The organism is Floridaenema flaviceps BLCC-F50, from assembly GCF_041929275.2.
In the GTDB taxonomy this organism is placed as follows: Bacteria; Cyanobacteriota; Cyanobacteriia; order Cyanobacteriales; family Aerosakkonemataceae; genus Floridanema; species Floridanema flaviceps.
Genome location: NZ_JBHFNR020000001.1, coordinates 3,004,683 through 3,026,009, shown reverse-complemented (window position 1 = coordinate 3,026,009; position 21,327 = coordinate 3,004,683). Strand labels below are relative to the sequence as shown.

10 protein-coding genes and 1 CRISPR repeat array (1 of these 11 cut by a window edge) are annotated in these 21,327 nt (G+C 39.8%); of the genes, 1 reads left to right on the top strand and 9 read right to left on the bottom strand.

Annotated features, from left to right (window positions below; genetic code table 11):
- Window positions 1-4,194: a CRISPR direct-repeat array (repeat unit 36 nt; unit sequence ATTTAATAACCTTTGATGCCATTAGGCGTTGATCAC) (it extends 635 nt beyond the left edge of the window).
- Window positions 4,195-4,683: 489 nt separating this feature from the next.
- A complete protein-coding gene (locus tag ACE1CI_RS14490) occupies window positions 4,684-4,857 on the top strand; it encodes a hypothetical protein (RefSeq protein ID WP_413267037.1) in 174 nt (57 codons plus the stop codon).
- Here ACE1CI_RS14490 and ACE1CI_RS14485 read toward each other — a convergent pair.
- From ACE1CI_RS14485 to ACE1CI_RS14445, 9 genes are all read right to left on the bottom strand, one after another.
- Window positions 4,842-5,936 (bottom strand): hypothetical protein, encoded by a 1,095-nt coding sequence (locus ACE1CI_RS14485; RefSeq protein WP_413267036.1) that lies wholly within the window; start codon window positions 5,934-5,936, stop codon window positions 4,842-4,844. The two genes, ACE1CI_RS14490 and ACE1CI_RS14485, sit on opposite strands and share 16 nt — an antisense overlap.
- A gap of 12 nt (window positions 5,937-5,948) precedes the next feature.
- Window positions 5,949-6,917, bottom strand: a complete 969-nt coding sequence (locus ACE1CI_RS14480) for a flippase-like domain-containing protein (RefSeq protein ID WP_496615475.1) — start codon at window positions 6,915-6,917, stop codon at window positions 5,949-5,951.
- A gap of 36 nt (window positions 6,918-6,953) precedes the next feature.
- Complete coding sequence (locus ACE1CI_RS14475; protein WP_413267034.1) at window positions 6,954-10,223, bottom strand: ArnT family glycosyltransferase; 3,270 nt, start codon at window positions 10,221-10,223, stop codon at window positions 6,954-6,956.
- Between the two features lie 36 nt (window positions 10,224-10,259).
- A complete protein-coding gene (locus ACE1CI_RS14470; protein WP_413267033.1) occupies window positions 10,260-11,243 on the bottom strand; it encodes an FkbM family methyltransferase in 984 nt (327 codons plus the stop codon).
- A complete protein-coding gene (locus tag ACE1CI_RS14465; RefSeq protein ID WP_413267032.1) occupies window positions 11,240-12,592 on the bottom strand; it encodes a tetratricopeptide repeat protein in 1,353 nt (450 codons plus the stop codon). Before ACE1CI_RS14465 ends, ACE1CI_RS14470 begins: the two co-directional genes overlap by 4 nt.
- Window positions 12,593-12,598: 6 nt before the next feature.
- A complete protein-coding gene (locus tag ACE1CI_RS14460) occupies window positions 12,599-14,158 on the bottom strand; it encodes an efflux RND transporter periplasmic adaptor subunit (RefSeq protein WP_413267031.1) in 1,560 nt (519 codons plus the stop codon).
- Entirely contained in the window at window positions 14,145-15,395 is a 1,251-nt protein-coding gene (locus ACE1CI_RS14455; RefSeq protein ID WP_413267030.1) for a glycosyltransferase family 4 protein, read from the bottom strand. Before ACE1CI_RS14455 ends, ACE1CI_RS14460 begins: the two co-directional genes overlap by 14 nt.
- A 111-nt stretch (window positions 15,396-15,506) precedes the next feature.
- Window positions 15,507-16,325, bottom strand: coding sequence for a glycosyltransferase family 2 protein (locus tag ACE1CI_RS14450; protein WP_413267029.1), 819 nt, complete (start codon window positions 16,323-16,325; stop codon window positions 15,507-15,509).
- A 692-nt stretch (window positions 16,326-17,017) separates the two neighbouring features.
- Entirely contained in the window at window positions 17,018-21,217 is a 4,200-nt protein-coding gene (locus ACE1CI_RS14445) for a PAS domain-containing protein (RefSeq protein ID WP_413267027.1), read from the bottom strand.
- Window positions 21,218-21,327 lie beyond the last annotated feature (110 nt).

The window sequence follows — 21,327 nt, the reverse complement described above, 5'->3', positions numbered from 1 at the left end:
GTGCTGTTTCTATTTAATAACCTTTGATGCCATTAGGCGTTGATCACACCTAACCAACGAATTGGGATGCCTTCACCCTCACATTTAATAACCTTTGATGCCATTAGGCGTTGATCACCAATTTTCAGATATTAAAAGGTTTTGGGACGGTATCGAATTTAATAACCTTTGATGCCATTAGGCGTTGATCACTATTGGGTGCGCTTGGTGCAGCTGATATCGGTATCCAATTTAATAACCTTTGATGCCATTAGGCGTTGATCACATTCAAGCTGCTTTATTTGCTCTACCGTCGCTTCCAATTTAATAACCTTTGATGCCATTAGGCGTTGATCACCTCCTTTAGTCAACCTCCCCATTGCCAAGGAAGTAATTTAATAACCTTTGATGCCATTAGGCGTTGATCACTCTACGCCTGCGTCTTCCTGTTCTTCTGTCTCGTTATTTAATAACCTTTGATGCCATTAGGCGTTGATCACTGGAGAGTTTTAACCATTTTTGGTAATCCTGGGAGAAATTTAATAACCTTTGATGCCATTAGGCGTTGATCACAGTTTTTCATTGCTTGGGGATTCACTCTCTCAACGAATTTAATAACCTTTGATGCCATTAGGCGTTGATCACTCTTTATTTAATTGCTCGTTAATGTCCCACCAGCCAATTTAATAACCTTTGATGCCATTAGGCGTTGATCACAATACTATGCAGAAGTCACCCTTGGTTGGGTTGTTATTTAATAACCTTTGATGCCATTAGGCGTTGATCACAACTGCTAGACAGCGCTGGCAACTACAAACGAAAATTTAATAACCTTTGATGCCATTAGGCGTTGATCACAAGTTATTGCGTTGCTGTTAGTTTCGTGTTAGATTATTTAATAACCTTTGATGCCATTAGGCGTTGATCACAATTCTACCAACTGAGGTTGATAGTCTTTTGGTAATATTTAATAACCTTTGATGCCATTAGGCGTTGATCACTAATTCCTCACGTTCTATCTTTTGACCTGCGTTAAGATTTAATAACCTTTGATGCCATTAGGCGTTGATCACATGGCAAGCATGGAACATATTTGGATGGCAATTACAATTTAATAACCTTTGATGCCATTAGGCGTTGATCACTTGATCGAACCGAATCAGCCCCGCACATGGGAGTAATTTAATAACCTTTGATGCCATTAGGCGTTGATCACTTGTTAGCGCTCCAGAATGAAACACCCCGTTAATATTTAATAACCTTTGATGCCATTAGGCGTTGATCACAACACCCGCACAAAATACTAAGCCAGTGCGATCGCATTTAATAACCTTTGATGCCATTAGGCGTTGATCACCAATTAAAACAGTAAAAAGTAGACAAGGTATACGAATTTAATAACCTTTGATGCCATTAGGCGTTGATCACATTAGAGTAGTTGCTGCACTGCCGGAAGCTAAACACATTTAATAACCTTTGATGCCATTAGGCGTTGATCACTCGCACCAAGAGTTAAGTTTATACGGGAGCGTTGGAATTTAATAACCTTTGATGCCATTAGGCGTTGATCACAAAATCTTCCTCCCAGCATGAGGTTATCTCCCGGTATTTAATAACCTTTGATGCCATTAGGCGTTGATCACTCATTTGGGAAATCGTCGGAGGCGATTTTTCCTAGTATTTAATAACCTTTGATGCCATTAGGCGTTGATCACATTGATGGCTTCGTTCTTTTCCGTTACGTTTGCCAATTTAATAACCTTTGATGCCATTAGGCGTTGATCACTATTTGCTCATCCCAGTCGTGGCAGTGTACACGGTATTTAATAACCTTTGATGCCATTAGGCGTTGATCACCAAACCTGAGAATCCGTCCCTCGCCATTTCCCGCATATTTAATAACCTTTGATGCCATTAGGCGTTGATCACAATTCCAGCCCAGAATTCTTGCGATTTTGTACCGAATTTAATAACCTTTGATGCCATTAGGCGTTGATCACTAGAGTCAAGAGGCCGTGAAAATTCCATTGCCTGTGAATTTAATAACCTTTGATGCCATTAGGCGTTGATCACATATTTATATTGTTCCTCAACTTATTGCATCAACTATTTAATAACCTTTGATGCCATTAGGCGTTGATCACAGAATGCAAAACCGTTGTGCTAACGCCACACCATTATTTAATAACCTTTGATGCCATTAGGCGTTGATCACGGCATCTACAAAGAAAACTACGGTAAGCGCACCCAAATTTAATAACCTTTGATGCCATTAGGCGTTGATCACTTTCTCAGTCTATCTATCCATTACTAGGAGGGAAGTATTTAATAACCTTTGATGCCATTAGGCGTTGATCACAGGAATCGCTACTTTTTGCACAGCGCTCTTTGACCGGAATTTAATAACCTTTGATGCCATTAGGCGTTGATCACCTACTCGCACAGGGGTTTTCAGGTATTACTTAAAGGAATTTAATAACCTTTGATGCCATTAGGCGTTGATCACTTAAAATTAGGTTGATTTTCTTGCACCCTAAGAAATTTAATAACCTTTGATGCCATTAGGCGTTGATCACTCAGGATTAGGTTCATTAGGGTAGTCTATTTTTAATTTAATAACCTTTGATGCCATTAGGCGTTGATCACGATAGCGGGGTAGCAAACGTCACCCTTCGGGACAAATTTAATAACCTTTGATGCCATTAGGCGTTGATCACACTGGGATTAGCTTGGTAGCCGCCTCGCTAATCCCATTTAATAACCTTTGATGCCATTAGGCGTTGATCACCTGATTTCCTTTTTCTTGCCTTTGTCAATTAAGTCATTTAATAACCTTTGATGCCATTAGGCGTTGATCACGTAAAACCCCGATGCTTTTGAACGCACCCCAACTAAATTTAATAACCTTTGATGCCATTAGGCGTTGATCACACAAACTTAAATATAAGGCAGCGATCGGCAAGCGAGATTTAATAACCTTTGATGCCATTAGGCGTTGATCACTTCAAATAACTCAGCGAGAACAAATACCTATTCGTAATTTAATAACCTTTGATGCCATTAGGCGTTGATCACATATAGAAGAGGGCGAAGATGATGAGGAGGGCGAATTTAATAACCTTTGATGCCATTAGGCGTTGATCACACCCTAGCCACCCAATTGCGGAAATAATTTCCAGAATTTAATAACCTTTGATGCCATTAGGCGTTGATCACCAATCGCTTCTCAAGCAGGAGCGCTAACAGGAAGATTTAATAACCTTTGATGCCATTAGGCGTTGATCACCAAATATCGATAACAATGGTGTGCAACCTTGGATGACATTTAATAACCTTTGATGCCATTAGGCGTTGATCACGACGTTTATCTTGATGAAATAGAACAGGATTTAGAGGTATTTAATAACCTTTGATGCCATTAGGCGTTGATCACGAGGTGCTGCTACTTAGTTCTATCGATGGACTATTAATTTAATAACCTTTGATGCCATTAGGCGTTGATCACTTAAAACTTGCTTAACATTTTTGTTAGCTGATTCATTTAATAACCTTTGATGCCATTAGGCGTTGATCACGAAAGCCTTTACTGGAAAGGTGGCGAATCATTAAAATTTAATAACCTTTGATGCCATTAGGCGTTGATCACTTCGGAAAACACTTTTCAAATTGGTCAGCCCAATCAATTTAATAACCTTTGATGCCATTAGGCGTTGATCACATTTGGCAAATTTGGAATTTTAGGCAAGCACTAAAATTTAATAACCTTTGATGCCATTAGGCGTTGATCACAGTCTGGAATACAATATCCTGACTGGCTCAAAAAATTTAATAACCTTTGATGCCATTAGGCGTTGATCACAATAAACTTGATGGAGCAGAAATATTAACGCGACAAATTTAATAACCTTTGATGCCATTAGGCGTTGATCACAGGATTACACTTGGGGAGAATTCCATCCCAAAGGTATTTAATAACCTTTGATGCCATTAGGCGTTGATCACACACAAGCTTTTTCTATGGTTGCGGCATATAAAGAATTTAATAACCTTTGATGCCATTAGGCGTTGATCACACTTGAAACTAGTAACATTTGATTAATCTCCTAATAATTTAATAACCTTTGATGCCATTAGGCGTTGATCACAAACGCAAACAACCGATCGCACTAAAAACAGGTAATTTAATAACCTTTGATGCCATTAGGCGTTGATCACTACTGCGCTCTGTCTTGCTCATTCTTGGTTAAAAATTTGGCTACCAACCTAAACCGGGACAAGTTTGTTCCCTGTTCCCTGTTCCCTGTTCCCTTTCCCCACCAAAATGTCCCGCCTTAGACCAATAGCCTAAAGTTTTTCTCAGCTTACCGATCTAGACGCAGTGAAGCTTTAGAGAAGATAGGCGATCGCTACTTCCCTGAGCCTTGGTATTGCTAGATTGTAGAAGACGAACTCCTATTAATAGTAAGCTAACTTGATTTTGAGTTAATTCAATAATATCGCTGCTCTGTCCCTATCTTGTAAACTGTTTATCCCAAGCTCCCCAGAAACGCGCCCCAAGCAGTTGTAGAAATAGCCAGCTATGTTATATTTGTCCGCTATGACTTACAACGCCACACAGCTAAACCAGTTATTGATTGCCTGTGCTGTGCAGGAAGTTGACCATCGGTATATCCTACCCAACTATCTGAATTTCAGTTTACCTATATGATGAAAATTAAAGTTTATTGCTGTGTTCCTAATTGCTCCAATTATTCAAAATGGCCTGTTTTAGAATATATCTTGGCAGTTTTGATGACTCGCAGTTTCAAACCTTATGTTTGCGTGGAACATCATCATTTATTCGATGATGTGGATATATCCGACTACAATCCTGAATAGTAGTACTGAGCAATTTTACGAGCGATCGCTTCCCATTTATTTTCACCTGTCACCGATGCCCAATAAGCAAAACCCCAAATTGCTGTCCAGCGATCGACTTTTTTAATTTGACCATTCCTTCTCCTTTCTTGTCCAGCTGTGCGGGTATTACCTTCGCTGCTAATTTCCCCTGAAGGCAAAATTCTGGTTTCTTCCCATATTAGAGCTTTGTTAATCATTTGTATAACTCTAGGAGTTAAAGAATCGTTAGGAAAATAAGTTATCCAACGCGCTACAAACATCACACCAGCCATTTGATAATTGCTATCATGACCACCTTTTTCTGGATTAACTCCATCGGAACGTTGTCGGGATAAGCCTTTTTCAATTGACTGGCGAGCATAGTCAATTAATTCGCGATCGTCTGTTAATTTACCCGTCAATCCTAAAGCTGCTCCTACTAAATAAAACCGATGAGTTAATGCTTCATTTTTTCGCATTCCATTGTTCCAAACTTGAGGAGTGATCATCCAATGAGCAGCACGATTTACTATTGGTTTGTAATGCGTTACCTGAGTGGCATACTTTTGTGATTGGGGAGATTGTTGAATCATCAATAGTGCATGAGATACTGCTTGGAGAAACATAGAAGTACTGTGAAAAGGATCGCCAGTTCCCGTAAAACTGCCATCGGCTGCTTGACGGGCAAATCCCCAATCAAATATCTTAAATCCTGCCGTAATAGCTGCTTCATTGTTGTTAATTAATCCACCAATAATTGCACGTTCACCAGCTCGTTGTGCTTCTATATACCATTGCTGAAATTGGTTATTTTCCCAAGCTGCGTTAACACCAATGGCACCACTAATTGCCATTGCCCGATAAGAGCGATCGGGTTTTTGATAAAGAAGATTGGCAATTAAATCATTGGTTGATTCCTGTTCAAAAGCTGTAGTTTGAGAGAGTCGAATGAGTGTGGATTCGCTTGTGGCAGCGATCGGAATTGCAAATAGTAAACTGGTTAATATAACCGTTAATCCACTAATGATAAAAAATTTACAAGCTTTCCAAATGCTTGAATTTTGTCTAATCGAACGCATTGCTACCTCATTTTAAATAATCTTCTCTCGTCTCATTTGCTGTAATCCGGTGGAATTTAAAAGTAAAATTATGCCTCCAGGTAAACAAGAAAGCCAACTCAGCAAAGTCATTGTCAAAGAGAGCAACAAAGCTTGCTCGGCAGTTAACCCAATACGACTGAATAAATAAATCCATAAACCCTCTTTTAAACCCAATCCACCTACAGAGATGGGTAATAAAGTAATGACAACGATAATCGGAATGAAAACTAAAAGTTCCAAATAAGAAATCTCAATTTTCAACTGTTGTGCAACTAAATAGTGATAGTAAATGATGCCCAACTGAATTAAAAACGAAAGTGACATTGATAAAGCTAAGGCTTGACGATGTTGAGCAAACTGCCTTAAAAGCCCTTGAATTTTTTTCAAGCGAGCGGCTAATCTATTTAACCGTAACTTGTTTAAAAATGGCTCAGTCCAAATAAGTAATTGAGGGCTAACAATTAGTAACACACCTCCAACTAAAGCTGCTGCACAAGCAAGAAATAGCAAGATAATATCCCAAAGTCCAACTACTTTAAAAGCAGGGAGAAAACCCATTACTCCTAAAGCAGAAAGAGCCGCCAAACCTGTAAATCTTTCTAGAAATACGGATGCGATCGCTACTTCTGAATCTCTAGTATGTTTAGAAACCTGATAAACTCGGTAGACATCCCCACCTACTGCACCAGGAAGAAAAAGGTTGAGAAACATTCCAGCTAAATAGCTATTGAGCAAACTATTTACAGGTATGAAATGTTTTGTGGTTTTCAAGACAATTTGCCAACGTAGGCAACTCAGCCATTGCAAACCCAGATAATAAAGGGTAGTTAAAATGACGAATAGCCAAGAAAGTTCTTGAAACTGCGTCCAGGTTTTAACAAGATCTATACGAGTAAATACTAAGGTCAAAAGACCTACAGTGACGACAATTTTTAGAATGACGATCGGTTTAATTTTCACAATATCTACTTACCCATCCTCAGAGATTAAATAATGCTAGTAAGCCCCTAAATCTTTGCCTTCATTAGGAATACGAGGAAGTAAACCATCTTCAGGTTGCCACAAACGTAGTCGTACACCAAAAGTTTCAAAAACAGGTTTTCCTAAAGTCTGAATATATTGATTCATCTCAGGAGTAAATCTAGTTTCTCTGGTTTCATCTACATTAATCCAAACCCGCTCTGACTTTTCTAAAACGCGATTTAACTGGTCTATATTACTAATAATTACGCCTCCTGCCCAACGATCGATCGCTCTACCATCGCGCCAATAGATACCATCAAAAAATCCAATTCCGAATAAGAAGTAATCTAATCGGCCCAAACTAATTGATGCAGCAGGAGGATTAGGTGAAATATACACATCACCAGGTTGTCTGTGAGTGCGAACGTACTCGGAGACTTGAGTATTTCTTCGCGAAATTGCCTCTTGATATCCTGCTAATACTCTGCCTGGTTGCAAGTTACTAAATAAAAGTAAGGCTAGAAAAATTCCTGCGATCGCTTTTAGTGGCAGTAACCCTTTTAACACAAATTGGAAGTACCTGCCGATGCTATTTGTAATACAAATAGCGCTATAAATTGCCAGCATCACAAACAACGGATATATTGTATAGGCATAGCGTTCGGCTGTTTGATAACTCAGGATCGTAATCAGAATTATGTTAACAATAATACTAATGAAAAAGAAAAGCTTTTTGTTTTCTTTCAGAATTAAAAAGTATACGAATCCAATCAGGAAAAAACAGCTATATATTGTTTGAATTCGGTCTGGGCCAACCAAAAAATTGGCTGTAAATTGCGTGACATTTAGCAAATGAGGCTTCAGATAAGAATCTGTACTATCAGAAAGTGATACCCAAGGAGTTAGGCATTTGACAGAGAAGAAAATGATGTTATAGGTAAAAATTAATAGGCTGATGAAGGCACTCAAAACCATGCGCCATTCCCGGAATAAATTAAATGGGCGGTAATACCAAAGAAACCCAACTAAAAAAACGGGTAGGAGCGTGACGGTTACTTCTTGGGTGAGCAGCATTAAAGTGATTGCCACAAAGAATAAATATTGATATTTTCTTCCCGATCGTTCAATAAACCCTTTAAAAAACGACCAAAATGATAACAAGCAGAGAAATTGCAGAACTTGATAAAAGCGGATATTGCGCGAATACCAAATTTCCCAAGGGTTGATTGCTAAAATTGCTATAACAACTAAAGCAATCCAAACTTTTCCTGTCACTTTACGGGTGAAGAAATAGACTAATATTAGAGTTGCGGTTCCCCAAAGCACTGATAAAAAGCGAGCATTAACCACAGAATCTCCCAAGATTTGCAACCAAAATGCTAATAAATAGTGATAGAAAGGGCCACGAGTATACCAAATACCAGATGTTAATAAGGGAGCGCCTGTGCGAAGAATACCTCTAGCGGTATCTAGAGAGGTATTTTCATCGTTATCTAAGTCTATAAAACCTAAATTATAGGCTCTCAATCCAAAACCAATAGTGATAATTAAGATAAGTAAAAGCCACTGTCCCCATGCTTGCCATGCTAGTTGCAGAGTTACATATACTTTTGATAGCTGTAAGTTGAGCGGCAATTTCCATAGCAGTGCTAGTATAAGAAACCCACTTAAAATAGCTAAGACAATAAGAACATTTACTTTGATTAGTAAGGTAAAACTAATGCAAGTAAGTAAACCTAAGAAAAACCATAAACTCCAACAATATTTCGGGGCTAATCTAAGCCTGATTTGGCTCCATAATAAGGTTATTAAAACAATAAATAAGAAGCCAAGTAGTATGAACAAATTACTGGATGGTTGGGCAAAAATTAACCCTATTTCTGATTCTCCATAGCGGTGCTTCAGCAATCCAATGCTAACTAAAAATAAGGTTCCAGGTAGTAAAAGAGCGGCTCCCTCTTGCAGGCGATCGCTTTTCAACCAAAACCTACTTAACATCCAAGCATAAGCCAACGCACAAACAATTCCACCTAGTTGCCAAAGACTTTGGTGCCACAAATAATGGGGATAGTTAAGTAGATAAGCATTCCCTTCAAATGTGCGCCGAAATGATTGGGGATTTGGGGGTGCTAGCAAAGTTGCTGGTTGTCCTTCACCTTCACCTTTGTCCCAATTAGTGACAGGATGGGTTAGAGATGTCCAAGTGTTATCAGTTGCGATCGCATCCGTAACCTTACTCCGCTCTGTTTCCACCCAACCATCTAGAAAAAAGCCAAGAAAACCCCTTGAACTTAAAGTCCTGCTGTCTAATAATGCACCCTCTGAATTAATAGAAGAAGCTAAACGCACAGCTAGGGTATTAATACCTGGTTTTAGGAAATTCGTTACTTCGTAGATATGTAATTTTTTGCCATTTTCGGTATCGTATCGCTTAACTAACAACCCATTAATTAGTAGTGCATATTCGCCATTTCCGGCAAAACGAACAAACGCACGCTGATACTTTTGAGTTACTTGAAATGAATTTCTTAACCAAACTTCCCCTTTCTCAGTTGGAGTTCCCGTAATCCAAGTTCCTTGTAGGGGACGCTCGAACAAATTTTGACTGATTCGACTGTAAGTTGCTTCTTTAATTGAACCTAAAACTTGCGCTTCCGACCAATTTTGGTCGGAAAAATCTGGATCGAACCACTGCAAACCTTGGTGATTTTCTGATAGCCTGAAAACTCGCCAATTTGTTTCCCCAGTTGTGAGAGAAATAAGAGAATCTGATCCAGAATAAATCGCTCCTTCTACAACAGCACGAGGCTTTTTTCCTCCTTGTTGAACTTCCAGGGCTACAACATTTTTGCCAGGACGTAAAAGAGGTGTTAGATCGACATAAACCGTTAACTTCCAGTCTCTCGTACTCCCCGTTAAATAATTTCCTCCTGTCTTCAAACGGTATCTCATATTGTCGTTAAAATTTTGAAAGCGATCGCTAACACCCCTACTAAATCCGAAAGCATTATTGAAAGCGCTGCGATCTCTAACAACTCGCTTCCCATTAACATAAAGAATAAAATCGTTATCACCACTTAAACGCAGCCAAGCTGTTTGCACAGTATCGGTGAGATTAAATGTGCGACGGGCATAAAAACGATAACTTGGCTCGACAGATGTAATCCATTGAACTTGAGGCGACCAAGTAACGCGAGCAACCGGAACAGGTATTTTATACCAAAGAGAAAAGCCCAACATTCCGATTAAAAAACCCAAAGTTATAATTAGTCCCAATGCGCTCCAACTGTTCCTAAGTTGCATAGTAATTTCTGAATAGATAGCTATGAGATTTAGGTTTTAAAAAAGAGATGATTTAGGTGTATTTTGGCGTATTGCAACAAAATCACCCTTAGATTTCAACATTGAAGAGTAAAAAAGTTCCAAGGAATCTGAATTAATCCCATAAAAAGACTTTTCAGGAGAAATTCTATAAATCGCAAATCCTAAATTTTCTAATAAATCAATAATTTTTCTAGGATTCATTCCCCGTTCTTGTAACCGATATGGCTCGTGTTCAAAAATAATTTGCAAGTCAGTTTGTTGTTCTAAAAATAACATCAAACCCTGGAATACTTCATACTCAAACCCTTCAACATCTACTTTGATAAAGGAAGGTGCGGGTACAACTTGGTGTTCAATTAAATAGTCACCTGTAAAACAAGTAACCGGAATGGGCTTATTAGAACTATTAGCGGTACTGGCTAGGGAACCAATGCCACTATTATCCGATCTAGAACTGACAAAAAAATCGACAGAACCGCAGCGATCGCTAATTGCCATCTGATTAATTTTTAGCCTATCAACTGAATTGAGTGATAGGTTTTTTTTCAGCCTTTCAAACACCGTTGGTGAAGGTTCAAAAGCGTAAACTATCAAATTAGAACAGGATTGAATTAACGGCAGAGAAACCGAACCAGTATTCGCCCCAATATCCCACATAACAGCAGATTTGGTTCCAATCTGACTCTTTAAATAATTGACTATATGGACTTCATTTCCTCCAAAATAGAACATCCGAAAGTCGATTAAATCACGAGTATTAAGTTGATAATTAATTTCGCCTACATTCTTGGTAACTTTTTGATTATCTCCTCCGAGTAACTTGTCTAAAGACTTGCAAAGCATAAAAGAAAGGTTGTAACCTAGAGTTTGTCTCGGAAATTTTAAGTGCGTAGCTGAAAGTTCGCTAAATTTTAATCGCAGAGAATCTTTCACTGATTGATTTTGAAACTGCATAACTTTCTCCTGTACGAAATTGCTCATGTTAATGTTTGTTTTCATTGTTCAGCTTCCTTTTTTTTCCAAGTTTTAGGATCGATCGATTGCCGATACCGTTTCCATGCTTCTACAACATTGTCCTCATGGTATTTTTCCCACGTTGAATGTACATAAGCTTGTGCTATTAAACCCAGCTTCGGTTGCTGAAAATATTGCTGAGTATCAATCAAATTTTGAGCAACTGCGGCTGATTGTTGCCATTCTCCACTCACAACTCGCGCCAACATTAAGTCATAAAGTGCTTCAACATTACTGGGAAAAATCTGCAAAACCTTTTCAAACAAATCAGCCGCAGTTCCAGGTTTTTTGCTACTTCGCTCGTTGAAATAATTAACCCCTTGGTTAAGAATAGCGCTAGCAAGATAACCCCTGACTAAAAAGCGATTCTGGGTAGATAAAGACTTTTTAAAATAGTCTGCTGCTGTTGGGAAATCGTTCGATCGATAAAGTTCTAATCCTTTCACAAAGTCGAGCAAAGCAGTGTCAGGTTGATTGTTGTAAAATCCGGCTTCTGCCCACCGTTGAAGAAACGTTTCATCTCCTTGCAATGTGGGATACCAGGAAGCTAAAGTTTGACTGGTTGCTAATACTTTAGCGTACTCGCCTTTAGCAAACATCGTATCTAACCGATAATTGACAACATTAATTGAAATGGAAAAAACAACGATCGCAGCTAATACTAATCCGAACCCTGGTAATAGTTGAATCATGTCTTCGAGCAAAATATCAATTTTGTTGCTTTTCAATCCCAGATAAAAACCAAATAAACCAACCGTCAAACCAATAACTGTAAAACCCCAACCTCTACCGATGAATTGAAAAAAGCTATCGCTGTAGCCAAACCATCTTACTAAAACTGACTCCCAAGAGGGTAGTTGAAAAAAGCGGCTATCTGGGATTGAAATGTCAAAAGTTGATGGGACAGCGATCGCTTTTTCTAAGGAAATATTTTGCTTCCATTGCGCTTGTACTTCGGGAAAATTTCTCTCAACGTGCAAGCTTGTTTTTTCTCCTTGATTGTAGTAAGATTTTGCCAAAAAGTTGACAGTAGGAGAACTAGTAACCATGCTATATGGAAAGAGTAAAACTGTCATTAATCCCACCCAAAAAAGCCAGCGAGGAACACGATTTATCCCGAAAAAGATAGTGAAAGTAAAGCTTATTAAAGCTAACGAGGCAGGTAAAAAGCGCATTACATTAGCTAAAAAAAGATTACTGCCAAACGTTTCCAAGGCTTCTTTCGGTAAACGATACCAGGGATAAACAGCACCAAAGAGTAAAAGGAGAAAACTAATTAAAAGGGTAATTTTCTCGCGATTAAGCCATTTCAGCAATAGAGTAAAACTTTGCATAATAGCTTAATTCCCTGGAATAAAAAATAATTCATTGGAGCTAATATTGTTTTTTGAATCCTCTGATTGTGCTGTGTCAATATCTATGCGATCGCCGGGATACAATGCTCTAGCAGAGGGGATTACCTGTTCTCCTAATTCTAATCCTTCTAACACTTCCCGTTGGTTATCAAATAAGTTACCTAACCTAACTTTTTTGACAATAGCGATTCCTGAAGAAGCTACCATCACCATTCCTTCGCTGCCTGATAAATGGGTAACGGCACTTTCTGGTATAACTAAAGCAGTTTTTCCCTGCTCAAATTGAACGAAACCTTGCAAACCCGGAGGCATTTGTAAGTCTTCAACCGCAACCCAAACTGAATAGGTGAATTGGCGATCAATACCAACTTTACTAGGTCTAACTGCATCGGTTTGAACAGTAGGATTAAGTTGAACTACCCTCCCTGAAAAAGTACGTCCGGGGTAAGCAATTAAACGAACGGTTGCTGAGTCGCCAACTTTTACAGCATTGAGCCGTGCTTGGTCAATATAAGCCTTAAAAACAACCTCTTGAGTCAGTGTAACTAGAGATTCGCTGCTACGGCTATCTGCAATTTCTCCTGCATTGATATTAACCTGACTTACTAAGCCATTAGTAGTGGCATAAATAACCGTTTTATTTAAATTTCTCTGTGCCTCCTGTAGTTCTATTTTTTTGTTTTCTAAGGTTAAACGTGCATCAGCTAACTCTTTTTGCAATCTTTTTTGAGTTAGTTCTAGCTCTTGTTCAGCCGCAATCAGTTCATTTTGACGAGTAAAAGAGAAATCTTGGTTGATAAACCGTTTATTTTGTGTTTCTAGGGAACCTTGTTGAGCCATTAATAATTCTTTTTTACGAGTTGCATAAGTATCTTCCATGTCATAAAGTTGAAATTTAGGAATTGCACCCTGTTGTGCTAGTAACTTAATTTGTTTTAACTTCTGTTCAGCCGTTTTCAGTCGGACGATCGCCGCCGCTACATTATTTTTTAATTCCTCTTCGGCTAACCCATCAATTTGTTGTTGTTTAGTTTTAGCCGCTATTAATCTTGCCTGAGCTAGTTTGACATTTTGTTTGAGTTCTAATAATTTAGCAGGGGCGGAACTTTCTAAAGTTTGAAGGTTTTGTTCAGCCGTTGTCAGGTCATTTTTAGCTTTATCGACTTCGGCTTCAAAAACAGCTTTTTGTAACTCAATCAAAGGTTGACCTTTTCGTATCCACTGCCCCTCTGTAACGTAAACCTTTTCCACTGCACCCGATATTTGCGATCGCACATCAACCTTTTGCAGTGCCACTGATTCACCAGGAGCAGCTAAATTATCTGCTAAACTCTTTGTTTGTACTGCTACTGTCTGAACTTTAATCGGTTGACCTGCCTTGCGTTGCACAGCAGGATAACCCATGCTCGATTGATAAAAATTTGATTCAGGATTTTTGAGTTCTGGTAAAAGAAATTTAGTTGCCAGCACTCCCATCACTACCAACGGTAATGAAACTATAGTTGTTGATATTGTTCGGGAAAAAAAAGTGTTAATTTGACTCATTTTTTTCTAGGCTATTAGGGAGAGAATTAGAGTTATTTTTATCTAGAGCTTGCACAAAAATTTGTTGCCACAGTGGTACAATACGAAACCAACTAAAACGGGTTTGTACATCCTTCAATCCTCGTTCTACCATTGCTTCACTTAAAGTTGAATTAGAGAGAAATTCCAGGATGGCATTTGCCAGAGCGACAGGGTTTTTTTCAGGAACTAGCAAACCTGTAGTACCCGAATTAATCACATCAACAATGCCACCAACAGCGCTAGCAACCACAGGCTTTTTATGAGCTAAAGCTTCAATTATTACGATGCCCAAACCTTCCGTATCACCTTTACTGTCTACGATCGCAGGTAAGACAAAAACATCACAAGATGCGTACTCGTCTGCTAGTTCTTCTTTAGTTACAAAACCTAAGAAGTCTACAACTGAATCCAAATTCAACTTTTGGCATTGTGCTTTAATTTCGGTTTCTAAAATCCCTTTTCCTACAATCCGTAAATGCACGGGTTGTCTTTTGAGAATTATAGGTAAAGCTTCTAGTAAATATCGTAAACCTTTGCGTTCGTCTAACCTACCAACAAACAGCAAGCGAGGCACTTCTTCAGGGGAACGTTTTTTAGGAAGTTTTGCCTCTACAGTGAGACCATAAGGAATTACGGTAACTGCTCCATCATAAAGCTTACGAATTAACCCACAAGTAAAGGAAGAATTGGCTGTAACGCCGGAAGAAAAGGATAATAACCAGCGCAAGATATGAGCAACAAAACCGAATTTATTAGCCAGTATAAGTTCGGCTCCGTGAAAACTGAATACCATTGGAATACCGAGTAATTTACTTGCTGGTAAAGCCATTAGTCCATGTGGAAAAGGCCAGTGAATATGGAGTAAATCGGGTCGTTTTTTCCAACACAGTAAAAACAGTTGAATGGTTCCTAAGAAAATATATAAAGCAGCAACAATTAAATAGAGTGGCTGTCTTTGAATTTTAGTAGGAGCACCATCTCGCACTAAATTTTCAAAACGTTTTGGACAGTAGCGAAAGCGATAAACTTCGATGTCTTCCAAAACATAAGATTTAGAACCTTCATAAGCGGGAGCAAAGACTGTAAATTTAGCCCCGCTTGGTTTCAAGCGTAAAATTGCTTCTCGGACAAAAGCGCCGTGATTTCCATCAGGTGTCAGCGGATAGACAGAACTTACAACTAGAATATGTTTATCTTGAAGATTGCTAGTTATCAAAATGCTACTCCTGTTACTATTTGTCAAGAGTTAAGAAAGAAAAAATGGTAGATGAAACACATAATAAAGACGCATTAAATAACCAAATTTAGCAAGAGAGCTACTTTTGATTCACCGAATTGAAGCCGCAATATCATAATAAGTATTGCTGTTTATAGACGGCTTTTTCGAGTACTTTATAAAACGACCTTCGGTTTGGAACCACCACCAAAGTTTGGCAAAATCAATTGCTGAAGTAATTAGCCGTCCCTTGCCAAATTTACTTTTTCCAGAATGTCGGGTATGCCAAGGAGTTGACACTTCTTCAACGTGATAACCTAGCCCTGCTAAGACTGCTAGTAAGTAGCGATGGGTAATTCTTTCGATCGGTAAATTCAACAATAAATCGCGACGCACGATTTTAATCCAATTCATGTCATGTATTTTTAAACCAAAAGCAAGTCGGCACATAGAATTAGCAATTGTAGAAGCAAGAATTTTGCCGTCGCCGCGCTTTTGTCTCCATCCCGCTACTGCATCTAATCCCGGTTTGCAAGCTGCCAAAAGTGCAGGAATATCGGTTTGAGGATCGGATTCTAAATCTGCTTGTCCCCATAAGATCCAATCTGTTTGAACTTGAGCTAAAGCAGTTTTCCAAACTCCAGTCACACCCCGTCTTTGGGAATGGCGAATGACAGTTAAAAACGAATATTCTTGACTCAGATTAGCCAAAATTTGCGGAGTGTTATCTGTACTACCGTCATCAATTATCAAGACTGGTAAAGTAAAGCCAAGTTCCTGAAACGTTTGCTCTAGCATCAACAACAACTTCTCTAAGTTGCCTTCTTCATTAAGTGCTGGTATGACTACCGTTACCGAACGACTAACTAACGGAGAAAGTGGTTGGGATAGCAAATTTCCGTTCAAGATACGCGCATGAGATCTGAACATCTTTTATCTCCATTTCTTAAATTTTCAATTGCTTTATTAGTCTTCTCAAACAATAACTGTCTTAATAAAAAATTGACATCAGTAAGTTTGAGACTGCAAAAAAGTTTTCTGCAAGTATAAACACTATTGACAAATTAACTTTTATGTGATGTACCAATTAGCAGTTGGACAATTATTCCTGATTGTTCGTATTGTGAGCGATCGGCAGCCTGATATGTACCCTTGTTTTTTGATAAGCAATGGTAATTGAGAATTGATACCAAATCGGGTTATATGATGTCCGAGCGATTACCCATCGTATTTGCGATCGCCAACCCTGTAGAGACGTTGCATACAACGTCTCTACAGTATAGGTAATCAACCGGACATGATATTAGTTACTTATTAGTTACTCTATCTTCTCCCTCTTTCCTGGAGCGTCCTCTGTGTCGGGAGCGGTTCATTAATAAAAGGGGTTTTTCACCCGGATTTAGTATGTAACGCAAGTTGCTAGTTACAAGTGTAGATTTTTCTTAGCCCCCCTTATCAAGGGGGGTTGGGGGGATCTAAACTTGGAAACACAGCGTTAGATCTCCCCTAGCCCCCCTTGCAGAAGGGGGGAACAAGAAAAAATTAATAACTAGCAACTTGCGTTATGTATGATTCAGGGTTTGCAGCCATCAATGTTCCAGTCCCATTGCTGCTGGCTGAAATTAAGCCTTTGTCAATAAAGATTGAATATTTTCTACAAGTTGTTTTAACTTTACAGGTTTAGACATATAAGCATTAGCGCCAGCTACCAAACATCTTTCTTGATCTCCAGGCATGGCTAGTGCTGTCAAGGCAATAATGGGGGTATTAGCTAAATGTTCTTCAGCGCGAATTTGACGTATTGCTTCTAGTCCATCTACTTTTGGTAATTGAATATCCATCAGAATCAAATCGGGACACAAAGACTTAGCAAATTTAATCGCATCTTCCCCATTCTTTGCCACCAATAGCCTATATCCTTTGCTACCCAAATAACTGGAAATGGTGGCTATATTCAACTCATTATCCTCAACCAACAGTATAGTTGATGTACTTGCTCCAGTTTGTGAACCGGGAGAAACTATAGTAGATTCTTTATCATTAATGCTTTTAGCCTGAGATATAGATGCCTGAACTGTCGTAGCCTCACTCATAATGTAGGGTAAGCAAACAGTAAAACAGCTTCCTTGCCCTAACTCACTTTTGACTCCGACGGTTCCCTGGTGTAGTTCTACCAAACGACGCACTAAAGCCAATCCTAGCCCAGTTCCGCTATATTGACGGTTCAGGCGGCTGTCAATTTGAACGAAGGGTTTGAATAATTTTCCCGTATCTTCTTGGGTCATTCCAATACCAGTATCGATGACCGAAAATTGTAACCAATTTTGGTTTGATTTTTGTACAGACTCCACCATTAATTTGACAGTACCTCCATCGGGAGTAAATTTAACTGCATTACTGAGCAAATTAATCAAAACTTGGCGAATGCGAAGTTCATCGATCGCAATTTCAGGTAATTCTGATGGGATGTCTGTGATAATTTGAATGTTTTTCTTTATTGCCTGTTGTCTGACAAAAATTAAGCTATTTCCGCACAGGTAAGATATCGAAGTTGGCGCAAGTTCTAATTCTAATTTGCCAGATTCTACTTTTGCCAAATCGAGAATGTCGTTAATTAGTGTCAGGAGATGATGACCGCTGCGATCGATATTATTAACCGCGTGTTTTTGTCGATCGTTCAGGTTGCCAAATACTCCATCCAGTAATGTTTCCGACATACCGAGAATAGCGTTGAGCGGTGTTCGCAGTTCGTGACTCATGTTAGCCAGAAATTCATCTTTGAGTCTGGTGGCGCGATCGAGTTCTGCATTGGTAAGGGTTAACCGTTCGTTCACCAGTCGTAGTTCTTGTTCCGCTTGCTTAGAACTGGTGATATCAAAGTTAACGCCCACCATCTGCTGTGGTTCGCCTCTTTCGTTGCGCTGGACTAAAGCATAAGCTTTGATGTCTCTGATAGAACCATTGGGATGAACGATACGAAATTCTGGGTCATATTCGTTCTCGCCCCGGACAGCTTTTTGCAGGGCTGTTTCGGTTGGTTCTCGATCGTCGGGATGCAATCCTTTTGCCCATGTTTGATAGGGTTCCGGGGAATCTGATTTCTGTAGCCCATAGAGTTCATACATTCGATCATCCCAGATTAGGGTATTTCGCAGGATATCCCACTCCCAAATCCCAAACCGTCCTGATTTCACAGCTAAGGTTAATCGATCGGAGAGATTACGCAACTGTTCTTCAGCTTTTTTGCGTTCCGTGATGTCTATGGCAGTGCCAACGAGTCGCACCACTTGACCTTCTGAATTAAAGATCGGTTCTCCCCGCGCTTGTAAGTAACGCAATGTTCCATCGGGGCGATAGAGGCGAAACTCTATCTCGTAAGATTGCCATTGTTCGATCGCTTGCTGAATAACTTGATTATGCAGATCGCAATCTTCAGGATGAATGATTTGTTGTAATTCCTCTAAGGTAGGAGTTCCATTTTCAGGATTTCGATCAAAAATGGTAAAAATCTCGCTAGACCAAATGATTTCTTGATTTTGCAGGTCAAATTCCCAACTGCCCAAACCTGCAATCCGTTGCGCCGCTTTCAAATGGGTTTCGCTCTTGCGAAGTTGCTCTTCCATTTGCTTGCGTTCGCTAATCTCTTGGGCAGTACCCACAATTTGCTTTACCTTTCCGTCTTTGCCACGCAAGAAGACGGCATGGCGGCTGACAAACCAGTGCCATTGTCCGTTGGTATCGCGCATCCGATACTCGCAGCTTCGCTTCTCGCCATCATTGAGGTTCTCTAAGCCGGAAAGATGGGCAACAAACTCTTCCAAATCATCGGGGTGTGTGAGTTCGGTCAAAAAGGAAGTTCCCATCATCTGGATCTGTTCGGGTGTATAGCCCAGGATTGCCAATACCTCTTTGTTGGCGTAAATGTTGCGCTTCTCTAGAAGATCGTAAATATAGATAATGTTGGGTGTATTGTCGGTAATACTTTGAATAAAACGTTGGCTTTCTTGTAGTTCAGCTGTCCGTTGTTCTACTCTGGCTTCTAGTTCCTGGTTTAGCTGTTGTAGCTCTTGCTCGATTTTTTTGCGATCGCTAATATCGTTAGAGCAACCAATCAGATTAATAATATCGCCCTCTTTGTCCCGAATTAGGGAAAGACGCAAACTAATATAAATTATCTCTCCTGATTTGGTGCGGTTACGCAACTCAGCTTCGTGGGTTTCCTTGGCTAACAAGGGTTCAAAAACCAGGGATCGAACTAGGGGCAAATCTTCAGGAAGGTAGAGCATAAAAACATTCTGCCCGATCGCTTCGGCAGCAGTATAACCATAGAGTTTTTCTGCTCCTTGATTCCAGCTGGAAATTTTGCCATCAACTCCAGTAACAATAACTGCATCACGGATTTGTTCGAGGATCTGAGCTTGAAATTGCAAGGTTTTTTCGTTCCGTTTGCGATCGCTAATGTCACGGGCAATACACAAAAATGAATCTACCTCGCCAGTTTCATCTAATTCGGGGGCAATGCGGATCTGAAACCAAACCGGGCTATCAAGATTGGGAAAGGGATGTTCGAGCGTCTCTTGGACTTTTGTCGCGATCATCCGATCGAGGGTGCTACGCCATAAGGCAATAATCTCTGCACAAACTCCTAAATCTTGGGCAGTTTTGCCGATTAAGCTACTCGCTGGCTGTTGTAATAGCTGCTCAATGGCTGGATTGAAGTAGAGGTAGCGCATCTGGCGATCCATGCGATAAATAATATCAGTGGCGTTTTCCACCAAGGCGCGAAATTCGGTGGCAACACGCTGCCGTTCCCGCAATTCTGCCTGTACTCGTTCGTAGAGTTCTGCCTGTACTCGTTCGTACATTTCGGCTTGCTGGATCGCAATCGCTAGTTGTACCGCTAACTGCTGTAACAGATCGACTTCGTAATTTTGCCATTGACGGGGGCGATCGCATTGATGGGCAATCAATAAACCCCATAAATCATTCTGGTTTTTTTGAGTGCTTTTTAATAAGATCGGCACTACTAAATTAGCCTTCGTCTGAAAGCTTTCTAACAAGTTTCGATGGCAATCAGTTAGTCCAGCCGTTTGAATATCTGAGGCTGTAAACACTCTACCTTGACGGTATTTTTCCACATAGCTTTCTTTAAAACAGGGATCGTCAATCTGGCGATCCAAGCAAGGGATGTAGTCAGGCAATACTGCTTCTGCTACGATCGTGCCACTCATATCGGGCGCAAATTTGTAGATTAAAACGCGATCGGTATGGAGGAACTGGCGCACCTCAACCACAGTAGTTTGCAATACCTCCTCTGGGCGCAGGGATTGGCGAATTCGCAGTGCAATACTGTTGATTAAAGTCTGCTGTTCTTGTTGACAAGCTATTTGCCGTTTTAATTCTAACTTTTGCAATACTGTATGAACTGTCTGGCGCAGTCCGGCAGCGCTTAACTCTCCTTTAACGCAATAATCCTGTGCGCCATTCTTCATCACTTCGACAGCTATTTTGTCGTTACCCTGTCCGGTTAACAACACCACTGGGGCTAGAGTGTTACCGTAACGTCTTTGCCATTCCTGAAGAAATACCAACCCATCATCATCGGGTAAAAAGTAATCCAATAGAATCAGATCCAGCGGGGTGCGATTGCGCGTCATTGGATTGTAAAGCGAATCGCAAATTTCTAATGCTTCGCTTACCAATTCGGCTTCTAGAATCTGATAGTTGTAGCGGTCGTCCTGGTATAGATAGCGACCAATAATTGTTCTGTCTTCACAATTATCGTCCACAATTAAAATCTTGTATGTGGGTTTTTCGCTCATAGAAAGGATACCAGAAAACGAATTGGCTTTGTTGTAGTTAGTTTATCAATTTTATTCTTTCTCTCTAAGCAATATAAAAATTACTGAATAGCTTTGTATAATCACTAACA